Annotated in this window: 15 protein-coding genes; 6 read left to right on the forward strand and 9 right to left on the reverse strand. The window is 42.7% G+C overall.

From position 1 onward, the window contains the following. Window positions 1–135 precede the first annotated feature (135 nt). From AV939_RS11090 to ahpC, 5 genes are all read right to left on the reverse strand, one after another. Window positions 136–1,674 carry a PepSY-associated TM helix domain-containing protein gene (locus AV939_RS11090; protein ID WP_231751116.1) on the reverse strand — a complete coding sequence of 513 codons (1,539 nt, stop codon included), beginning with the start codon at window positions 1,672–1,674 and terminating at the stop codon, window positions 136–138. A 10-nt stretch (window positions 1,675–1,684) separates the two neighbouring features. Continuing rightward, window positions 1,685–2,224: a hypothetical protein gene (locus tag AV939_RS11095; protein WP_231751117.1), complete on the reverse strand. Its 540-nt coding sequence runs from the start codon at window positions 2,222–2,224 to the stop codon at window positions 1,685–1,687. A gap of 12 nt (window positions 2,225–2,236) precedes the next feature. After that, window positions 2,237–4,369 carry a TonB-dependent siderophore receptor gene (locus tag AV939_RS11100; RefSeq protein WP_061997654.1) on the reverse strand — a complete coding sequence of 711 codons (2,133 nt, stop codon included), beginning with the start codon at window positions 4,367–4,369 and terminating at the stop codon, window positions 2,237–2,239. Window positions 4,370–4,525: 156 nt separating this feature from the next. Continuing rightward, entirely contained in the window at window positions 4,526–6,115 is a 1,590-nt protein-coding gene (gene ahpF / locus AV939_RS11105; protein WP_061997655.1) for an alkyl hydroperoxide reductase subunit F, read from the reverse strand. A 149-nt stretch (window positions 6,116–6,264) separates the two neighbouring features. Next, window positions 6,265–6,828: an alkyl hydroperoxide reductase subunit C gene (ahpC, locus tag AV939_RS11110; protein WP_057791475.1), complete on the reverse strand. Its 564-nt coding sequence runs from the start codon at window positions 6,826–6,828 to the stop codon at window positions 6,265–6,267. 342 nt (window positions 6,829–7,170) lie between these two features. On the opposite strand from ahpC, the gene AV939_RS11115 reads away from it, so the two are divergent. Next, the gene (locus AV939_RS11115; protein WP_061997656.1) at window positions 7,171–8,487 is read left to right on the forward strand and encodes a DUF2252 family protein; all 1,317 of its coding nucleotides are present in this window, start codon (window positions 7,171–7,173) and stop codon (window positions 8,485–8,487) included. A gap of 284 nt (window positions 8,488–8,771) precedes the next feature. Continuing rightward, window positions 8,772–11,339 carry an ExeM/NucH family extracellular endonuclease gene (locus AV939_RS11120; RefSeq protein WP_061997657.1) on the forward strand — a complete coding sequence of 856 codons (2,568 nt, stop codon included), beginning with the start codon at window positions 8,772–8,774 and terminating at the stop codon, window positions 11,337–11,339. Window positions 11,340–11,513: 174 nt separating this feature from the next. Here the strand turns inward: AV939_RS11120 and AV939_RS11125 are convergent, their stop codons facing one another. Both AV939_RS11125 and AV939_RS11130 read right to left on the reverse strand, forming a co-directional pair. Then, window positions 11,514–13,202: a response regulator gene (locus AV939_RS11125; protein WP_061997658.1), complete on the reverse strand. Its 1,689-nt coding sequence runs from the start codon at window positions 13,200–13,202 to the stop codon at window positions 11,514–11,516. A gap of 199 nt (window positions 13,203–13,401) precedes the next feature. Beyond that, complete coding sequence (locus tag AV939_RS11130; RefSeq protein ID WP_061997659.1) at window positions 13,402–14,073, reverse strand: 2OG-Fe(II) oxygenase; 672 nt, start codon at window positions 14,071–14,073, stop codon at window positions 13,402–13,404. Window positions 14,074–14,326: 253 nt separating this feature from the next. On the opposite strand from AV939_RS11130, the gene AV939_RS11135 reads away from it, so the two are divergent. The 4 genes from AV939_RS11135 to AV939_RS11150 all read left to right on the forward strand — a co-directional run bounded on the left by AV939_RS11135 (window position 14,327) and on the right by AV939_RS11150 (window position 18,757). Beyond that, a complete protein-coding gene (locus tag AV939_RS11135; RefSeq protein WP_057791465.1) occupies window positions 14,327–15,883 on the forward strand; it encodes a bifunctional GNAT family N-acetyltransferase/carbon-nitrogen hydrolase family protein in 1,557 nt (518 codons plus the stop codon). A gap of 136 nt (window positions 15,884–16,019) precedes the next feature. Beyond that, the gene (locus tag AV939_RS11140) at window positions 16,020–16,844 is read left to right on the forward strand and encodes a hypothetical protein (RefSeq protein WP_061997660.1); all 825 of its coding nucleotides are present in this window, start codon (window positions 16,020–16,022) and stop codon (window positions 16,842–16,844) included. 186 nt (window positions 16,845–17,030) lie between these two features. Beyond that, window positions 17,031–17,846 (forward strand): alpha/beta fold hydrolase, encoded by an 816-nt coding sequence (locus tag AV939_RS11145; protein WP_061997661.1) that lies wholly within the window; start codon window positions 17,031–17,033, stop codon window positions 17,844–17,846. 38 nt (window positions 17,847–17,884) lie between these two features. Further along, window positions 17,885–18,757: a GGDEF domain-containing protein gene (locus AV939_RS11150; protein ID WP_156454637.1), complete on the forward strand. Its 873-nt coding sequence runs from the start codon at window positions 17,885–17,887 to the stop codon at window positions 18,755–18,757. Window positions 18,758–18,835: 78 nt separating this feature from the next. Here AV939_RS11150 and AV939_RS11155 read toward each other — a convergent pair whose 3' ends face one another. Beyond that, window positions 18,836–19,942: a M48 family metallopeptidase gene (locus tag AV939_RS11155; protein WP_061997663.1), complete on the reverse strand. Its 1,107-nt coding sequence runs from the start codon at window positions 19,940–19,942 to the stop codon at window positions 18,836–18,838. A 4-nt stretch (window positions 19,943–19,946) separates the two neighbouring features. Then, window positions 19,947–21,152 carry a YjgN family protein gene (locus AV939_RS11160; RefSeq protein ID WP_061997664.1) on the reverse strand — a complete coding sequence of 402 codons (1,206 nt, stop codon included), beginning with the start codon at window positions 21,150–21,152 and terminating at the stop codon, window positions 19,947–19,949. Window positions 21,153–21,246 lie beyond the last annotated feature (94 nt).

Here is a 21,246-nt window from a genome sequence, read left to right on the forward strand (position 1 = left end):
ATTAAGCTGAAGGTTGAGGTAAAAAACGAAAGTTAGGCACAAAAAACGCGGCTTTCATTTAGTTATATAAACTAAGTGAAAGCCGCGCTGTATTCGTTCACACGACTAACTTAATAGTGTTATTCGGATAGTGCTTTAAGCCATAGGCGATTGAGGCGCGTTAGGTCTTGACGTGCTCTGATGACTATCTTCATCACGAATAGTTTCGTTACCACTATTACCATTTGGCGTTACTGCCTGATTTTCTTTTTGAAAATTCGATAACAAGGTTTCACGCTTAAGTAATGTGTTGCCGCGTAGAATGCTCCACACTACATACATCAGCATCGGTACGTTTAATTGCAACGATGCTAGCGATAGCGAATGTTCGCCATTCACTACACCATAAATAACTAACATCACTAACACACTGATACCTGAAATTATCAGCCACACTGGCTTGGTGAGGCGCTTAATTGCTACAGTAAGTACCACGTTTAGCACCATTATTCCCCAGAACACGGCGACTAATGAGCCTGCGAAGAACATATCTGCAATTGCCGTAAATGCCAATGCACTTACGCTGCCCCACACCGTGCAATACCATAACCGTGTGGCCAGCACAGGATGCGCTTTTTTAGATAACCATACTTCCATTCCCGATACACACAACATGGTTAGCATGATACCCAAAACAAAATACAGCACCTTACTTGGTATTCCTGCAAAGTCACCAAAGTGAAGGCGGTATACTGCCCACAACAATTGCTTGCCCCATACGCCATCATCATAACCAGCAGTACCTAAATAGTTACCTGCGGTATCAAACCGGTATGCTTCACCGTAAATCAGTCGACCCGGTACTTGCGCATAAATTTCGATGAATTGTTCTGGTTTACTAACCTCGTGAACAGTTACAAATATAAGCGGATTTTCTGGGGCTATGGTTTCCATTTGCGCAATGGCTTTTCCTATCGCAGGTTTGCCTTCTTGTGCTTCTATAACTGGGTCGGGCGTAAATACTTGGTTTATTACCGCTTCCCTGTCACCGCCATAATTTAATTGCGCTACGAGTACCAGTACAATACCGGCTAACCCAAAATACGCCCCCGTTACACCTATAACCAAATGAAATGGTGCAGCCCAAAGGCCAAAGCGGTTGTGCAAATCAATTTGGCTTTGCTGACCATTGCCACCACGGCGCAACTTAAACGCGTCTCTGGATAAACGTTTATGAGCAATAACACCCGTGACTATGAGTGTACAAATAATTGCGCCCAAGGCACTGACTAATATCATGCCCCAGCTGTGGGGTAAGTTAAGATGTAAATGTAAATCCACCAACATTTGAGTGAAAGGCACGCTTTCTTTCTCAAGTAAATTTCCCTGTGCATCAGCGAAATAAGCAGCGTGGTCGTTTTCTACCACTAACCTTGGAATACCCGATGTAGGAAGCACCACAAATAGATGATCAGTTTCTTCGGGATGTTTGGCTAAAAAGCTGTCCATTGCTTTTTCTACTGCCCCATCTTCTACTGTTTCAAATTCAGGAATATGAGGTTGTTCCCAGCGTTCAAATTCCAAATGAAACACAGCAATGGTGCCTGACAAACACACTAAAAAGAGCAGTACACTTAAAAATACGCCTACCCAACTATGTGCGTTTAACGCTGATTGTTTTGTCGCTTTATTCATAATGTGATCCCTAAATCGGCACTGCAAATAGAATGGCAGTACTGATTACTGCAACAAAAATGTAGGTTATTACCGCTCTTACTTTTTTAATTGTTGCCAAGTAATGATAGGCAGCAAGTCCCCATAGAATAGGTAACAGCACAACACTGGATGCTAGTTTTCCTGCAGTATCAAAGGGTAGTAAAGTACATAACGCTAACGCTAGCACCACACTTGTCACTAACAATAAAATTAATACCACGAACGCATGCCCTAGATTCTGCATACTTGATTGCGGTGAGAAGTTTAGCGATTTGGGCTGCGGCACATTTTTAGGTACAGGCAATGTCGACTGGTTTTTACCAATAAACGGCCACACGATAAGACCTGGTAAACACAGTGCGTATAATACCCCAAATTCCCAACCTGCCGCGTAAGACCATGCAATTGCTGATAGAACCCAAATAGTGAGTCCAATATAAAGCACTAACGCCTTTTGGCGACGCCAACTTTCATAAACAGTAGCCATAGAAGCAATCGACAGGCCACCAGCTGTAAATAACATCAACATACACGACGCCTTTTAAAATGAGTAAGTCACACTGGCATTGACAGTTCGACGTAAGCCAGGGAAACAATCGCCACGGAACAAACAAGATGTAAGGTATTCTTTGTCTGTTAGGTTACGCACATTAAGCTGAAGATCTAGTTGATCAGATAACTGATATGCCATCATTAGATCTGCTAACGTATAGCTAGGTGTTTCGTACCTAATTGTTCCATTTTCTGAAACCGACTGCCCTACATAACGTATGCCGCCACCTAATCTAAAACCTTCATATGCATCCGGTTGCCAATTCACCCACAATGAAGCGTTACTGTCGGGTTGTGCAGATAATTCAAAACCGTTCGGGTCTTCTGCATCCATCACTGACGCAGCAAATTGAGCGGAAACTTGGCCAAACTCAACCTTACCTTCTATCTCTACACCTTCGATTGAAGTAATACCCTGTTGTTGGCTAATATCTGAAGGTAAATTATTAGGATTTGGTAGATTTGAAATCTCTATATCGTAATAAGACAGTGTTATGTAGCCTGGCAATGATGATAAGGCATATTTGATACCGGCTTCATATTGGCGCCCTTCCTCAGGCTTAAGTTGCTTATTATTGCTATCAAGCCCCACTACTGTCTCAAACGATTCTGCATAGCTAATATACGGTGACAACCCATTATCAAATCGATACAAGATTCCAGCGGAATACGAGGTTTGCGAATCATCCTGTTGTGTATCGCCATTATCGTTATCTACTTTATCATGGCGTACTCCAACCGTAAGGCGCCACTCTCCAAAACTAATATGATCAGACAGATAGAAGCCATAATCGGTGACGTTTTGTTCTGGGCTGTCGTTGTAGATGGCGTCTAGGATAGCTTGATCAGGTGAGCCCGTATAAACCGGATTCGCTAAATCTAAAATGTAACTGAAGTCGCCCTGCAATACCCCACCACCGGCATAATAGGCAGAATTAGCGTCGGTATCGACACTTTGATATTGAAGTCCTGCCAACACTTCATGTTGGGTTTTGCCTATACTAAAAAGCTGATTTACCCGAACATCTAATGCATGTTGATTAAAGGTGTTATCGGCTTGATAAAATGTTCTTGCCACATAAGTATCAGTAGGTGCTACAGGAGCGCCTAAAAATGTATTTAAATAATGCGAAGCGCCGGTAAAAGTACCCCAAGCCTGATGATAATCAGCCTCCCCTTCACGCCACAACGCGGTGAAAGAAAGAGAAGTAGTGTCGGTGAAGATATGCTCACCTAACAGAGTAACTTGATTAGATTGCGTTTCAAATTTATTGAAACCAGGCTCTCCCACATATACATCTTGGTCTGGCAGATATGTACCATCGGGTAACGGTAATAAGGTACCTTCAACAGGAATAAACTGTGCACCGGTATCGCTGTCTGAATCTTGAAAAAGGCCAATTAATGTCAATGTTGTGTCATCAGTGGGCAAGAAGGACACAGATGGCATAAATACCTGAGTATCATCATTCACGTAATCGACTTGAGTGTCCGAATCACGATACACACCAACAAAACGTGCTAGCCATTTATCGTCATCGCTTAATGCAGTATTTATATCAACGCCCAATTGCTTTCTATCAAACGTGCCATAGCTAGCAACAATTTCATTTCCTTTGTCGATTTTTGGCGTTTTCGACACGTAATTCATAATACCGCCGGGTGACCCCTGTCCATAGAGTACTGAAGCTGGCCCCTTCAATAACTCTACTTGCTCCATGGTATACACTTCAGCACGAGTAGAATTGTAGTTCCCAAATAACTCTTGTATTGAATCGCGGTATCGAGGAATTCTCAAACCTCGCGATGATATTGAATCGCCACGCGTTGCAAAGCCATTAGGCTCACCATTAACACCAGCCATATAGGTCGCCGTTTGGGAAAGGTTCAGAGCTCCTTTTTGAATTATGTCGGTTTCCGTTTCAATAGAAATGGTACGTGCTAAATCTACAATGGGAGTATTGGTTTTTGTGGCACCAAACGGACTACGTTTACCGACTATTTCAACCTTTTCAATATCGTTCTGAGCGATATCTGAATTTTCGTCTGCGGATACATAGTGCGGAAGTGCAATCTGCGATAAGGCGACCAAAGAAGCGAGTGTTTTGTGTGAATTATTCATTTTTCCAATGCGTTTTTGTTATTTATCCTTTAGGCTAATTTACCAAATTCGCAACAATAATGAAAATAAAAACCATTCCCATTTGTAAAATAAAATCTCTAGACATAAAAAAGCTGACAATGCTGTCAGCTTTTTAAATTATCAACACCGTGCGTTTTACGCAGCTTGTGTTTCTTCTTCCATTTCAATTACTTCATGGCTTAGCAAGTATTCAAATGCTGCCAGTGATGCTTTTGCACCCTCGCCCATTGAGATAACGATTTGCTTATAAGGTACTGTTGTTACGTCGCCCGCCGCAAAGATGCCTGGTGCTGACGTATTACATTTCGTATCAATCACAATCTCGCCGTACTTACTCATGTCTACTACACCTTCCATGAATTGGCTGTTTGGCACTAAACCAATTTGTACGAATACCCCTGATAGTGGAAGCGTGTGTAATTCGTTGGTATTGCGATCTTGATACTCAATAGCGTTCACCTTGCCGTTTTCAGCGGTAATCTGATGCGTAGCAGCATTTCTGATAATCGTGATATTTTCACGTTTTTCAGCTTGGTCAATCAGTACTTGGTCAGCCTTAAGTTGTGGCATGAATTCGAATACCGTTACCGATTTCACAATACCCGCCAAATCAAGCGCCGCTTCAATACCCGAGTTACCACCACCAATTACCGCAACGTCTTTACCTTTGAAGAAAGGACCATCGCAGTGTGGGCAGTACGCAACGCCATTACCAACGTTCTCTTTCTCACCTGGGACACCCAACTCTCTCCAGCGTGCGCCAGTGGCCACAACAATTGAACGGGTGCGAATTTGTTCGCCAGACGATAACGTGATCGTTTTAACATTACCTTGTTCTACAGAATCAACACGAACGTGCTCTTTAAGCGTGATATCGTAATCGTTCATGTGTTCCATCAAGTTACCTACTAGCTCAGGGCCGGTAGTTTTAGATACTGAGATAAGGTTCTCAATACCCATAGTATCTTTCACCTGACCACCGAAACGATCGGCAACCACAGTCACTTTTAAGCCTTTACGTGCGCTGTATATCGCTGAAGCCACACCAGCTGGACCACCACCAATTACGGTAACGTCTTGTAGCGGTAACGACTCCCCCTTGTTCGCATCTTTTAGCGAAGGGTCACGTTCGATAAGTTTGTCGATAAGCACCGATGCATCTACCTTACCGTTAGCGAACAACTCGCCATTAAGGTAAACACTTGGGACACCTTGAATGTCACGTTCTGCAACTACGTTTTGATACAAACCACCGTCAATCATTTCAGACGTAATGTTTGGATTAAGTAGCGCAAATTGGTTAAGCGCCTGAACCACTTCTGGGCAGTTGTGGCAGCTTAGACTGATAAATACTTCGAAGTTAAGTTCTTCTTTAACGCCTTTAACAATCGCTTTTACGCTGTCATCAATTTTAAGCTCGGTACCTGATGCGTGAAGCATACCTAAGATAAGCGAGTTAAATTCGTGGCCGCCAGGAATACCAGAAAAACGAATGCCTGTATCTTCGCCATCAGCTTCTAAAAGAAAGCTGATAGAGCTGCGTAATACACCGTTGGTGTCACGCTCTTCAAGGCTTAATTTGTCACTTACACCAGCAATGTCGGACAGAAACGACACAAGCTCTTCACGCTTGCTGTGTTCACCGGTCTGTACGACGAAGGTTACGTTTTTCTGCATTGACTCAGCATAGCCTTTCAACGCTTGTAAAATTTCTTTAGTTAACACGGTAGTCTGCCTTATTTTCGACACGCCGATCCCCGCCAACCATTTTTCAGGCTAACAACATAAGCAGGAATTGGAAATTAATTAGATAGGGAGTGGAGACCCACTCCCATTACTTACTTATAAATTACTTATAAGCGCTAAGCAGCTGCTTAGATTTTGCCTACTAGGTCAAGAGATGGAGCTAGTGTAGCTTCGCCTTCTTTCCATTTAGCTGGGCAAACTTCACCTGGGTGAGAAGCAACATACTGAGCAGCTTTGATTTTACGAACTAGGTCGTCTGCATCACGGCCGATACCTTCAGAAGTGATTTCCATCGCTTGAACGATACCTTCTGGATCAACAACAAATGTTGCACGGTCAGCAAGACCCATAGTTTCACGCATACAATCGAAGTTGCGAGTGATTTCACCAGTAGGGTCGCCAATCATTGCAAACTTGATTTTGTTGATAGTGTCAGACGAATCGTGCCACGCTTTGTGAGTGAAGTGAGTGTCAGTAGATACTGAGAATACTTCTACGCCACGAGACTGAAGCTCTTCGTACTTATCAGCAATATCACCAAGCTCAGTTGGACATACAAAGGTGAAATCTGCTGGATAGAAAACAAATACTGCCCACTTACCGCTGATATCTTCGTTGCTTACTTCGATGAACTCGCCGTCTTTAAATGCTTGTGCTTTGAACGGTTTGATAGCAGTGTTAATTAATGCCATGTTTACTTTCTCCATTTAGTGAGTTTTGTTTTGTACTTTCGACTCTTAGTCTATAAATACAAACAGTACGAAAATTTACAAAGCCCATTTTGTTACCAGCATATTGCTGTTGTGCAAAATCGACTTCGTTGAAACTGGTGATAAGAATAGCGCGGTTTTTTTAAAAAAACTAATTGGTATTTTTGAATGTTTCAATCAAATTTACCAATCAATAAGATTAAATAACCACAAAAATCCCGAACAAGCGAAATTTCTCACATTCCACCTCCCCACGCAAGCCTCGCATTCGAAAACCAATAAAGGTAATGTTAACGCCATCATTATTACAACGACATAGCAGTTATGGATCGCGCAAGATTTCTTAATCAAAGAATTGCTAAAATTGATGGCACCCCACCTTCTCCCCAATTAGCTAAACATTTGAAAATGTCGCAAAGCCCCTTCATGTTTTACCGCGGTAGCGCACAACTATTTTATGCCGATTTAGCAAACCACCATTTAGCAGTGCCAGAGGCATGCTTTTCGATGTCACTAACCAGTGTAATGGGTGATTGCCATACATCTAATTTTGGTTTTCTTACAGAGGAAGGCTCTCACGGCGACAACGTTATTTTTACGCCGAACGATTTTGACGATGCCTGTGTAGGCTATGCACATTGGGATATTCTTCGCTATCTTACTTCTCTGTCTCTCGTCGAAGCCCATTGCAAAGGTATTTCTGAAGGCCGCTTTTTGATAGATGTGCCAGACCCGTCAAAATCTGCGGTAGACACCCACCAGGTTAACCGTGCTCAATCTCTATTTATTCAAGAATACGTGGCTACATGCCAGCGGGTTACTGAAAATTCGACGGTTATTAATGAAGCTATGGAACAAGAGCCAGATGGAAAATTGAAAAAATTCTATCGCAAAGCATTAGAGCGCTCTTCTTGCGGTGAAAAGTTTGAATCTAAAAGTGCGCTAGCTAAAGCGGTTCATTTAACCCACGACGGCCTTAAATTTAAGCACATCACCGATAAGTACACGCCATTGAGCCCAGTGGAACACCAACAGGTATTAAAGGCATTCGCACCTTATATGGATGATGATATTGTCGATATCACAAGCAGAGAAAATGCCGGCACAGGCTCGGTAAATATGCGCCGCTTCTATTTTTTAGTTGGCCCCAAAAAGCCGCATAACGCTGAAAGCTTTCGTTATTGCCACATTGTTGAGGTAAAACAGCAGCGTAAAGCCGCGCCCTTATTCTATTTCGACAATGTGTGCCCAGTGAATCGATTGAACCCTGCTCACTTAACCGCCCGCAGTCAGCGACGAATGCAGCGCCGTCCAGACTTATTATTAGATGAGGTCATTTGGGACAATGCACACTGGTTAATTCGCTCACGCCACCACGCTAAAGTGGGATTAGACCCTGATGATATTGGTATGGGAAATAAAGCGCGAAACGGCGACTTTGGTTACTTCGCTAAACTGTGCGGGTACACCCTCGCCTTAGCGCATTGTCGTGGTGACAGGCGAAGTACACGCTTTGCAAAAAGCGCTGTAAAAGCGTTAAACCACCATACTAATCGTGCACTAATCACAAGTGCTAACCATTATGCAAAGCAAGTTATCGAAGATCACTGTTGGTTTTGCGATACGCTCAAAAATACTTAATACAGGCGTTTATTGTCTAGTAACAACGCGAGCGCATTCAAAACTTTTTAGTCGTTGTAGGGTTATTTATAGATGCCGAAATGCCTTTTATGACGAGCCAATGTCATAAATAACTTTATTTGAATAGATTAAATACATGATTATTAAGATTTTATTAAAAATAAACTTGAATAACGTTAAGTCATTCCTGCGTTGACATTATAGTTATAGGCTAGGTCTAGCAATAACAAAGAGGGTCTGCTTTGACAGACCTAATAATAAAAGACCTAAGAGGGAAACAACCAGTGAAAACTTCATTGTCACTCATAACAGCAGGTATTCTTACTGCATTTTCGGCCAATGCCAGCGACTTAGTTATCAGCGGTGTTGTTGATGCGTCACTTACCGGTGGCCTTCCTAAAGCTGTTGAGCTTTACGTTGTAAATGATATTGCCGACTTATCAGTATACGGGCTTGGCTCAGCCAACAATGGCGGCGGTACTGATGGCGTAGAATTTACTTTCCCAGCAGATAGCGCCTCAGCGGGTAGCTATATTTATGTAGCATCTGAAATTGATGGTTTTACTGAATTTTTCGGTTATGCACCTGACTACGATTCAACGGCCATGGGAATCAATGGCGATGACGCAGTAGAGCTTTTCGAAAACGATGCGGTTATCGATACTTTCGGTGACATTAACGTTGATGGTAATGGAACAGCATGGGAATACTTAGACGGCTGGGCTTACCGAAAAGATGGCTCAGTAGCTAATGGCGGTACGTTCTCTGCTGACAACTGGACTTATAGCGGCGTTGACGCATTAGATGATGCAGCGACCAATGCAGCCGCAGCGACCCCCTTCCCAGAAGGTACTTTTAGTACTGAAGGCGGCGGTGATGACGAAGTTCCACCAGAAGAGCCAGTGATCGAGCTAGGCGTTTGTACTGATGCAGCAACGCTTATTAGCACCATTCAAGGTAGTGGCGACGCGTCAGAAGAAGTAGGTAACGGTCATATCGTTGAAGCCATTGTGACTGGCATGGGTGCGGGCGGTTACTTCCTACAAGAAGAAACGGCTGATAGCGATGGTGATGATGCCACTTCTGAAGGTATTTTCGTTAGCGGTAGTACTACCATTGCGGTGGGCAACGTTGCTCGCATATACGGTGAAGTGGTTGAAAATTACGGCATGACTACGCTAAACCAAGACAGTGATGTTACTGCACTTGATTGCGGTGCAAGCGATGACGTTCTGATGACGACTATCGATATGCCTTTCGATTATTCTCTTGAACCATTTGAAGGCATGTTAGCTTCTGTTGTTGACGCTACGGTAACCAGCACAAATGATTTATGGCGCTACGGTGAGATTCAAGTAAGTGACAGTGTTAAACGCCAGCCTAGCGATGTTGCAGCACCGCTTTCAGACGCGTATGTTGAAGCAGTAACCGCTTCAGCAGCCAGCTTACTTAAAATTGAAGACAACAGCAGCTCAAGTTACCCAGACACTATTAGTTATTTCCCAACCTTTAGCTACGCAAATGCTATTCGAATTGGTGATACTGTGTCTGCAAGCGGCCCGCTAAACTATAGCTTCGGTGCGTTTAGAATTAATCCTACCGATGTGATTACAGTAACCTCTACTCGTGAAGCGAACCCTGTGGTAACTGAAGGCAATTTATCAATTGCTACCTTCAACGTTCTGAACTACTTCAATGGCGAAGTAGATGCAAACGGCGATGTAACCTTCGATTTCGATGCAAACCGTGGCGCTGAAGACGAAACTGAATTCGCTTTACAAGAAGCACGTATCGTTGAAGCAATTGTAGGCTTAAACGCTGACGTGGTTGGCTTAATGGAAATTGAAAACGACGGTTTTGGCGATGACAGCGCTATCGTTAGCCTAGTCGCTGCTGTTAATGCAGAACTTGCCGATACCGAACAGTACTCATTCATCAGCACTGCTGATAGCACAGCAATTGGTACTGATGCAATTACTGTTGGTTTGTTATACCGCGCAACTATTGTAACGCCTGAAGGTGATGCACAAGTGGTAGACATGCCAATTCAGCAAATTGATGAAGATAGCGTGGCACAAATGCGTCCTTCTTTAATTCAATCTTTTGCCCATGTTGAAAGTGGAAAGACATTTGCAGTTGCTGTTAACCACTTTAAATCGAAAGGTTCACAGTGTGGTGAAGATATTGCTGAAGAAGTAAGCGAAACTGATACTATTCAGGGTAGCTGTAACGCGCTTCGTGTTTCTGCTGCTATTACCCTTGGTGAAGCACTAAGTGATGATAGCTTACCTGAGCGTATTCTAGTATTAGGTGATTTGAACTCATACAGCGCAGAAGATCCTGTTGCTGTTCTTACCGACTACACAGCAGAAACTCAAGGCTACACGGTAATGACTGCAGCTAACACAGGTATGGACGACGGTGCCTCTGTAGAAGTAACGGCCAACTATGGTTACGTTAACCTTGCAGAAGAGTTTGATGCTGAAGGTTACTCTTACTGGTTCTACGGTACAGAGCAAGTAGGTAGCTTAGATCATGTACTCGCGAGTGAAGCCATGCTTGCTGATGCGGTAGACGGTGCGCATTGGAGCATTAACTCTCCTGAAGTTTACCAATTCCAGTACGACCAAGCGCTTTCTTACTACCCTGATGAAGACGGCTATGCATTTACTGATGTAGGTCCATTCCGCAGCTCAGATCACGACCCGTTCATTGCAACCTTCAACTTAGAAGCAGAATTGCCTGATGAAGCTGATCCTGTTGAAGATGACAACGATTCAGGCGGCTCTATGGGTTTCATCTTAGCATTAATGGCTGGTGTTCTAACCTTTCGCCGCCGTTCAGCTAAGTAAATTCATCAAACGTAACCGCCACAAATAAACGCTGGCGGTTTATAAAAAAAAAGGGGATGGTTTTATAAACCATCCCCTTTTTATATGTACTTTGTATCTGCTTTGTATCCGTGTAATGCCCTATTGGCGCATGGTTTAGTTTACGCAGGCAGATTCACTGTCCGCTTTACTCATTTAAGGTGTAGGGTGACCAAGAACGCCTAAGGCTTCTTTGCCCTGTGGTGCTTCTACCTCAAGCCCCAACTTATCAATATACTGATCGCGCTTTTCCGCTTGTGAAGACGATAACTTTTCGTTGGTTAACATACGTGCTGCCAGTGTGACCACTTCCAACTGCTCATCATTTAATGGCTGAGTACTGTGCAGTTGAAGCAACACCTTCATTAAACTCAATGCAATTTGTTTGTCTTTAGGCGAAATAGTAAGTGCTTGTCGCAAGTTATTGTAAGCAGGCTGCAACCGGTTCTCTTTATAGTGCACCGTAGCCATGTTCTTCAATTCTTTAGTCGTGAACTGTATCTCTGTGCGTTCAATAGACTCTTGCTTGAGATATTCATCGACGACTTGCGAAGAAAAGGTATCACCCTCAATTTGCGTTTTAAGCTTTTCTAAAATACTGATGCACTGCTCACGCATCCCTAGCTCATGAAAAGCTTTCATTTTGTCTAGGTTATCTTCCATCGATTGCCCAGTGGTATGCACTGAACTGGCGTTCATGATTTCCTCAGCCGACTTCTTTTGATTTCGAAGGCACAACATACGCGCTTTAATAACATCAATTTGGTCGCCAAGTTGGGTTTGAACCCCTTTTTGCTGACTGATCTCTTCCAAGTCATTTTGCGCACGTTGTATGTATCTATCACCTTCCCCAGCGCCAAGGCTAGTGGCTAAATCGATGGTAGAACGAATTACATTTAAAGAAAGCTCAGGTGAATCATGAATAGAATTTTTGGCAAACTTCGCCATATTTTGAACCGCAGACAACTGACCTACTTTGTCGTGGTTGAGCCTGGCCAAATCCCACAATCGCTTATTACGTTCAATATTACGAGGCGCTAACTTACTCGCTTGTTTCATTTGTTCGTAAGCCAACTCGAACTGCTCTTTTTCAATAAAGTACTGTGCTAGCAAGTCGTAGGTTAAAAACCGAGTGTCTGGGCGTAGTAATAAGTCTTCAACCAAGAGTTGAGCTTCTTCTAGCTCATCCTGACGCAATAACGAACGGGCTAAGCCAATATGCACCCACGCATGATCCATGGTTTGCAGTAGTTCTCGGTAGTAATTTTCAGACGTTTCATAGTCACGCAGTTGCAGCAAACATTCGCCAATTAGGCGCCTAATTCTGGGGTGATAGTCGGATAATGACATGTCTTTTAATTGGCGCTCTGCATAGTACATCGCAGTAGAATAGTCGCCAACCTTCATACAATGCAGCATTTTATGAAGCTTATAGCGTATCTGTAGTAAGTAATTTAAACGAGACTCGATACTGCTTGGCGTCAACGGTTTCACCCAGAAATCGTCAGGCTGCAACTCAACGATACAATTAACCAATTCTGGTGATGTTTCGGCACTTAGAAAGATAACCGTAGTGGTGTCATTGATATGATTTAAGTGCTTTAGCTCTTCGAATAAATGAAAGCCGTCTTTATCGTGACTCACATTGAATGCAAGCAGCACGAAATCAAAACGCTTTTCTTCACACAAACGAATAGCGTGAAAGGCATTAAATGCACTCACAACATGTTTGATACCAATAGCATGCAACGCAGAGGCTACTACATCGTGCACTAAACCCTGGTTGTCGATAACCAGAACGCGCAAATCCTCTTTTGAGGTGGGGGCAGGAATTTTTTCCAACATTCAACTAATCACTTTTTTTCTTGTCCCTAAGACTTACCGTAGTTACCACATCTGTTAAATGGAGGGTTTAACTATCTACGATATTATAAGCCAATAACCTACTGTTGGGGTTTAACAGTAACTGCATTACTTGGGAATTATACTTTTGACTTATAGTTTCGATACTAGCATTAGAAGTAAGGGTTTAGCCATAGGTGAATTACTTTGGTGGATCAATATTTTCATTAATACTGGTATTTAACCTAAACCACCCCGCAACTGAATGCCGCTCACGTTTTGCGGTGAGTACCTCGTGCGGAAATACCTCACTAAGAAAAATGGCGATAGTGCCTTTTTCAGGTAACACTCTCTCGCCAATGTCATCTTGTTCACTAGCATATAATACTAACTCGCCACCCTCCGTAGCTTGCCAATCATCATTTAAATAGGTCACCACCGATAGCATTCTATTACTTTGACCTTTGAAAGCATCGAGATGACGTTTGTAAAAATTACCGGGGCCGTAACAGGCAAAGTGACTCTCGAACGAAAATAACCCCATGAATAAATGGCGATTAATATAGAGCCTTAACGCTTCACACCATTCTAGCCACAACTGCCCTTCTGAAGAGGTGCCATCTATCCAACATATCTCATCGCTTCTTACTTTTTCGTGGTGTTGAAATTGTTGAGCCCGACCAATCCCCGCGCGCCGATATGCTTGCTTGGACAATGTATCTTGGCAGGCGACCAATGCATCTATAACAAACTCTGGCACCCCTAACGGCCTAATACTAAAGCCCTTTTCTTGTAAATCGCTGACAATATTACTGAAATAATTTTCATCAAAAACATAAAGGGGTGAAGGTAAATCTAACGAGAAACGTTCCATGATTAACTTTGACTTTGTACGGCGTTAGCACGAGTAATTGGATGCGGATTTATACGCTTAAGTTACTCGCACAGCAAGCTTTAAATGCGCAATTAACGAACAATAAATGAAAGCCTAACCTCTTGATTATAACGCATTGGTTTTAATAGGAATAAAACTTGCTTTAAAACCTAGATGACACAAGCATTAATACCGTTAGCCCCACGGAAATAATTATGCTCAAATATGAAAAACAACCACTGGTGGTAAAGGCATGAGTCAGGATCAAACAGTCATTGAAGAAACCGAACATCATTTAGCGCTGCGTAATTTGCGCCTAGATGATTACAACGATGTTAAAGCGTTAATGGATAACGTGTACGCAAACGTTGGAGGAGCTTGGCCTTATAACAACTTTAAGGCACAAGTCACTACGTTCCCCGAAGGTCAAATATGTATTGAAGACAAAGGAAAGGTGGTGGCGTTCGCTATCTCAGTCATTGTGGATTACGACCAGTTTGGCGACAAACACAGCTACGATGAAATTACTGGCGATGCTTATCTTACTACTCACGATCCAAATGGAGACGTATTGTATGGTGTTGAAGTCATCGTTTGCCCCGACTATCGTGGGCTAAGACTAGGCCGACGTTTGTACGAGGCGCGCAAAGAGTTATGTAGAAACCTGAACTTGAAGTCAATAATGGCTGGCGGGCGCATTCCTACTTATAAAAATTATGCGAAAGAACTGTCTCCCTATGAATACATTGAACAAGTAAAATCTAAAGACATTTACGATCCTATTCTCACTTTTCAGCTATCAAATGGTTTTGAAGTAAAACAGGTCCTCAGCGCCTATTTGCCTGAAGATGAAGCCTCGAAAGGCTATGCCACGCTACTGCAATGGCACAACATCTATTATGAGCCCAATAATCCATCGCTTATAACTGGTCGTAAGTCGAGCGCCCGTATCGGATGTATTCAATGGCAAATGCGTTACTTCAACAATGTAGAAGAACTCCTTCAGCAAGTTGAATATTTCGTAGACGCGTTATCGGATTATTCCTGCGATGTGGCATTGTTTCCTGAATTTTTTAACGCACCGTTAATGGGGCTGAGCCCGTCTGATACTTCAATTGATGCAATATGGCACTTAGCCACCTATACCGATGAAATTCTGACTTCCATTTCGCACCTTGCTGTGTCGTACAATATCACTATTATTGCGGGCTCTATGCCTGTGGTAGAAGAAGATGAGCTATACAACGTTAGCTATATTTGTAAGCGCGATGGCACCATAGAAAGTCAGTACAAACTACACCTTACCCCACACGAAAAGAAAGATTGGATAATGAAAGGCGGTAATAGCCTTAAAGTGTTCGATACAGATTTCGGGAAAATCGGGGTACTGATATGTTACGACGTGGAATTTCCTGAACTTGCACGGTTGCTATCTGAGCAAGAAATGCAGATTCTATTTGTTCCTTTTTGGACAGATACCAAAAACGGCTATCTACGGGTTAGACGTTGCGCCCAAGCCCGCGCCATTGAAAATGAATGTTATGTGGCTATAGCAGGCAGTGTGGGTAACTTACCCAAGGTAGACAATGTTGATATTCAATACGGTCAAACTGCGGTGTTTTCACCTAGCGACTTTGCATTCCCCCACGATGCTATTGTGTCAGAAACCACGCCAAATACGGAAATGACGCTGATCGTAGACCTAGATTTAGATAAGCTGACTAAACTTCAAAATGAAGGTTCTGTTAGGAATTATCTAGATCGTCGTCGCGATTTGTATCGTGTAGAATGGTTTGACAGCGATACGTAATCGCCATTGGTATTTATAATTAATTCAATATAATATCGATGTTATTATGCGCTAACAATGATATTTCGGTTACTGCGCCTACATCTAAGTAGGCAGCAGTTAACCCAATGCTTTAACAAGAGAAAATAGAGAACTTATGGCAAATAATTCGAATAATGATGATTTTCCAACTATTCGTTTAGATGATGAAGATCGTCGCGATTATCAAAAAAAGCGTCAGCCTACGCCAACCAAAGCACCTTCGAATTCCTCATCGCCTACCAGCCCCTCTCCTAAATCCCCAGAAAAAAGCAGTGGTGGCGGTAATGGTCTCTGGGTATTCCTTATCGCACTTATTGCGCTTGGTGCCTGTGGCGGATGTTATTACCTGTACACATTGGTAGAGCAACAAAAAGTAGTCGCTTCTCAAGCTGAAAAACGCATTCTTGAATTAGAGAAGAAGCTTTCTGCTACTGGTGAAGAAATGGGTGAGTCGACTGTTGCATTGCAGGTTAAAGTAAATGAACTGGCCAGTAAGACCAATGATTTGTGGGAACAGATGGACAAACTTTGGGCTTCAGCCTGGCGCCGCAATCAAAAAGAAATTGCTGACTTAGGTGATAGAGTGGGTAACGTTCAAAACGCGCTTCAGGGCAACATTAAGAAGGTTGCCGATGATGTGGCTAGCCAGCAGAGCCAAGTTGGCTCAGTGAAAAATCAGTTGGCTTCTTTGGCTGATGAAATTCTAGCCTTGAATGTTCAACTAGAACAAGTCTCTGGTGATAAACGCAGTAGCGAACAACAAGTACGCAACTTGTCTGACAAATTATCGGTGTTAGAGCAGCGTAACAGTTCCCTTTCTGGGCGCATTACCAGCCTTGAAAATGAGTTAAGAGAGATAGCCACCAAAGTAGTTTCACGAAGCACAACGAGTTCTACAAACTCTGCGCCTTCAACTGCAACGAGCGTATCTGAAGGCTAATCTTAGCCTCAAATTTGAATGTATTTTGAAAGGAGCCTATCAGCTCCTTTTTTTTGCGCTGACGTTATTGACCTTAAGTAGCATATATTCTGTTTCTCTTCGATGCTATAAACATTATATAAGTGGATAGCCTTGTGTTGCTATTTTCAGGCTATTTTTTTGCACAAGTAAGAACAGGCGACTACTATGGTTTTTCAATCCAGTGCTAATCATATTATCGACAATAATAACGTAAACGTTATTGGATCAGGCACAAAAACACTTATGCTTGCACATGGATTTGGTTGTGACCAAAACATGTGGAAGTACCTTACCCCCTATCTTGAGCAAAAATACAAAATCGTGCTGTTTGACTATGTGGGTTGTGGAAAATCTAATGTTAGTGCTTTTGATAAATCTCGGTATGAAGAATTAGAAGGGTATGCACAAGATGTTATCGATATTTGTGAAGCGCTTGAGTTAACCGAGGTCACGTTTATTGGCCATTCAGTGAGCGGTATTATTGGCTACCTCGCTTCAGTTATCGCCCCGCAACATTTTTCAAATTTTGTATTGATATGCCCCTCTCCTTGTTTTCTGAATTTACCGCCAGACTACTTTGGCGGTTTCGAAAAAGAAGACTTGGAAGAGCTTATTAACCTAATGGACAAAAACTACATTGGATGGGCGAGTTACCTTGCGCCATTAGTGATGGGGGGAGAGAACGACCCCACTTTAGTTAAAGAATTGGAAAGCAGCTTTTGTTCTACCGACCCTAAATATGCGAAACCTTTTGCAAAGGCCACCTTCTTTTCCGATTATAGAAATGTCCTTCCGACAATTTCTTTTCCCTCTCTTATTCTGCAAAGTCGCAGCGACTCATTAACAGCGGTCGAAGTGGGGAAATATATGCATGAAAAAACACCTTTGTCATCGCTTGAAGTGATAGATGCTCACGGCCATTGTTTGCATATGACGAACCCCATCACTATTGCAGAAAAAATAGAGCAGTTTGTCTCTTGAATGAGGAACTGCTCGACCTCTTTCCAAGTTTACTTTTAGTGTCGGATTTACGATCCGGAAGTATCGATTACTGCAATAAAGATGCACTGGAATTTCTCGGCTCTTCACGAGAAGATATGGCGGGAAGTAACGTTTCCAGTATTATTTCGCGGGCGAGTTTAATTTTTTTTGAAAGCTATGTGAGACCGTCATTACTCGATACGGGTAGATTTTCGGAACTTCAAATGACGTTGGTTACTGCGCAGCAAGAACGGTTACCTGTACTGGCAAATGTTACACTGCATGGCGAACAACTCTACTGGTCTATGCATTCAGCTAAAAGCCGTGACAAGCTTTATCAAGAGCTAATAGAAGTAAGAGACAGTTTGGAATTGAAAACCGACGAACTAACACTACTTTCCCGTCTCGACCCGCTTACAAACTTACTCAATCGTCGTGCCGCCTCGGCGGATATTCGTAAGCTACTCGATCAGGTAAATCGAAAATTCGTTCCTGTGTCCTTCTTACTCATTGATATAGATTTCTTTAAAAACATTAATGATAAGCACGGTCACGATGTGGGCGATGAGGTTATTGTTTTACTCTCTAAAACATTGAAATCTGCCACACGAAAAACTGACGTTGTTGCCCGCTGGGGCGGCGAAGAATTTCTGATAGTGTTATATAACTCAACCCAGGACAATGCCCGACTCTATTGTAAGTATTTGCATGAAAGGATTGCAGAATTACGTTACTCGCGAGCAGATAGAATTACGGTAAGTATTGGCGTGACGCAAATACCCATGTCTCAACATGACACTGTCTTGCAAATTGAAACGTTAATTAAAGAAGCCGATGACGCGCTTTACCAGGCAAAAGACGACGGCCGAAATCGCACTATCTTCCACACAGACAAACACGCCAAAATCTAGGCACTAACACTAGGCATTCTACTAGGTATAAACACTAAGTATTCCACCCGGTATTACCACTAGAACGACTAATACCAATCAATCATGATATGCTGCGCTTTCAGCATTCTCTATACGTGCTTTGGTTGAGGGATGAGATTGAAACCAGCTATTTTCAGCGCCCTGCTGGTCAGTTTCGTTCGATAGTTTACGCATTACGTCCGCAAAGTCAGCGGTATCTCGGTGCATTAATTTTAATTTCGAAATAGCAAAGTTGTCAGCTTGCCATTCGTGCTTTTGTGAGTATTGGTTTTGTACAACACTAGAACCTATTCCCATAAAAGACTCAATTGCTCCGCTTAAATCGCCGAAAAAGTAACTTATCGCCAGGGTGGCAAATAAAGACTCGGCCACCATTTGCATGGAATGGTTTTGCGCCACATGGCCAATTTCGTGTAACAATATGGCATCAAGTAATGCTTGGTCACCATCTACCAGTGCAACCAAATCATCGGTAAACACGATGGTACCGTCGGGTAGCGCAAAGGCATTGGGGCCAATGAGCTCGGAATCTCTGAAACGTACCCGAATATCATTCTCAGTACCAGGTTCGCTAACTTGCTCTACAACGGCGTTGAACCCCATCATTAACTGCTCACGTTGCAAATCGGGTAGCGTGCTAGGCTCCAGCATAGAATAATCTAATGCACTCAACGTATGCTGTGAAGCTACGGTTTTAATGGAATATGGTATTTGGTCAGCAAATTTAACGGCTGCCCATGGCATACCCTGTACAAAAATAACGTAGAGTAAAAGTGGGACTAATAAAACACTCGCGATTAACCAAGGCTTTCTTGTCTCCATTTGAGAGATTCGACTACCTGCCCCACCATCTAACCACTGATTTAACAGTGGTGATGGTGAACAAACCAGTAAGCGGTCGTTAGGTAAGGTGATTTCTCGAGGCAAGTTGCCCAGTTTCGACTTCGCATTAACTTCAGATTGCTGAAACCTTAACGGTTCGGCACTTTCACCATTGATCACGTCCGTATTAACGACAGCATTACTTTCGTTTATTCCTAGGCCGTTGTTAGCATTACACTGGTCCTCGTTTATGAGACGAATGACCAGTATATTATCTTCAATACTCGCGGTAATAGGTGTGACCGATGAACCTTCTGATTGATATAGCTGCCCATCTATCATTGAGCTAGCCTAACGCGACATCAACATCGAACAACGTAGCCGCTTCTTCAGCTGTCGCGCCCACAGAACCGGTATTAATGGACGTAACGCTATCAATACCTGATAACACAGTGACCTCAGTTGCATTAGCAAAGAAATGAGCACTGCGAATTTTCGCCCATGGAATAGCGAACCCTAAGGAAAGAACAATAGCAATAACGTTAGTGGTTCTAAGCCATACCAAAGGCATTACACCCACATTAGAATTAAACTGCGCCACGTTTGGTATTTCACTATTTTCATAAATATGATTGCGAATAAGGGCGGTATAAAAGCTAGATGAAATGGCAAAAGCAATAAGGTACATGCCGATCAGAGCGAGCATCACTAAAGGTGCGCCGTTTTCTAATGTTTCAATAAGGCTACTAAAGCCAAAACCCATTGCACTAGCACCAACGATAAACACTGCCACGACTATACCCACAGCGCCAAGTGACGCAAGATAATAAGATCCCGTGCTCAATTTCGTAGTAAATCTACTGTCACCGAAAGCAGATTCGTCAACTAGGTATTCGTCTATCTTCTTAAGCGCCCATGGCAACATTAAATACAAGGTAAACATGCTAACGATAGGCAACACTACGAAAACCACAAACGCGCCACCAAAGCCACCATTGAATTTAAATCGAACATTTCGATAGCCTGTCATACGCATACTGAAACGTTGACCTAGCACTATCATAAAGGGCGTGAGTAGCATTAAAGCCAACACCATGACTGCGCCTGCAATAGGACTTACTGCACTTAAAATAAAATAACTAGCAAATAAACACACCGCAATAATACGGCCTTTTAAAATTTGTAATGGATTAGCTAGATAGGAAAACCGATGACCATCAATATCAGTATTTCCATAAAAATATCGATTGGTTCTTACTTTTGCCCACGCAGAATAGATACCCAGTGTCACAATACTAAGCAATAGGTTAACAATCCAAATAGAAAAGAATTCTGACGCTTTACCATGAAAGGAAACCTTACCTTTTCTTAAAACACTTGCGGTAGATACTGTGGAGGAAGTTTCTGTGGAAGGATTTCCTGATGATTGAAACTTCACAATTCGCTCTTCTAACTCTTGCGCCCGTTCTGGGTGCTCAATTTCGTCAATTGTGGCGCGAGCTTGCTTCAATTCTTCCAATGAATACGTTGAGTAATCAATATTTGATGACATACATCCCTCTTATTATTAATCATTTCCATATGCTTAAAGCATTACCAATGCTAAACATACGCAACATTTGCTATGTGGGCAATGTTTTACAGGC

The sequence above is a fragment of the Alteromonas sp. Mac1 genome (assembly GCF_001562125.1).
GTDB lineage: Bacteria > Pseudomonadota > Gammaproteobacteria > Enterobacterales > Alteromonadaceae > Alteromonas > Alteromonas stellipolaris.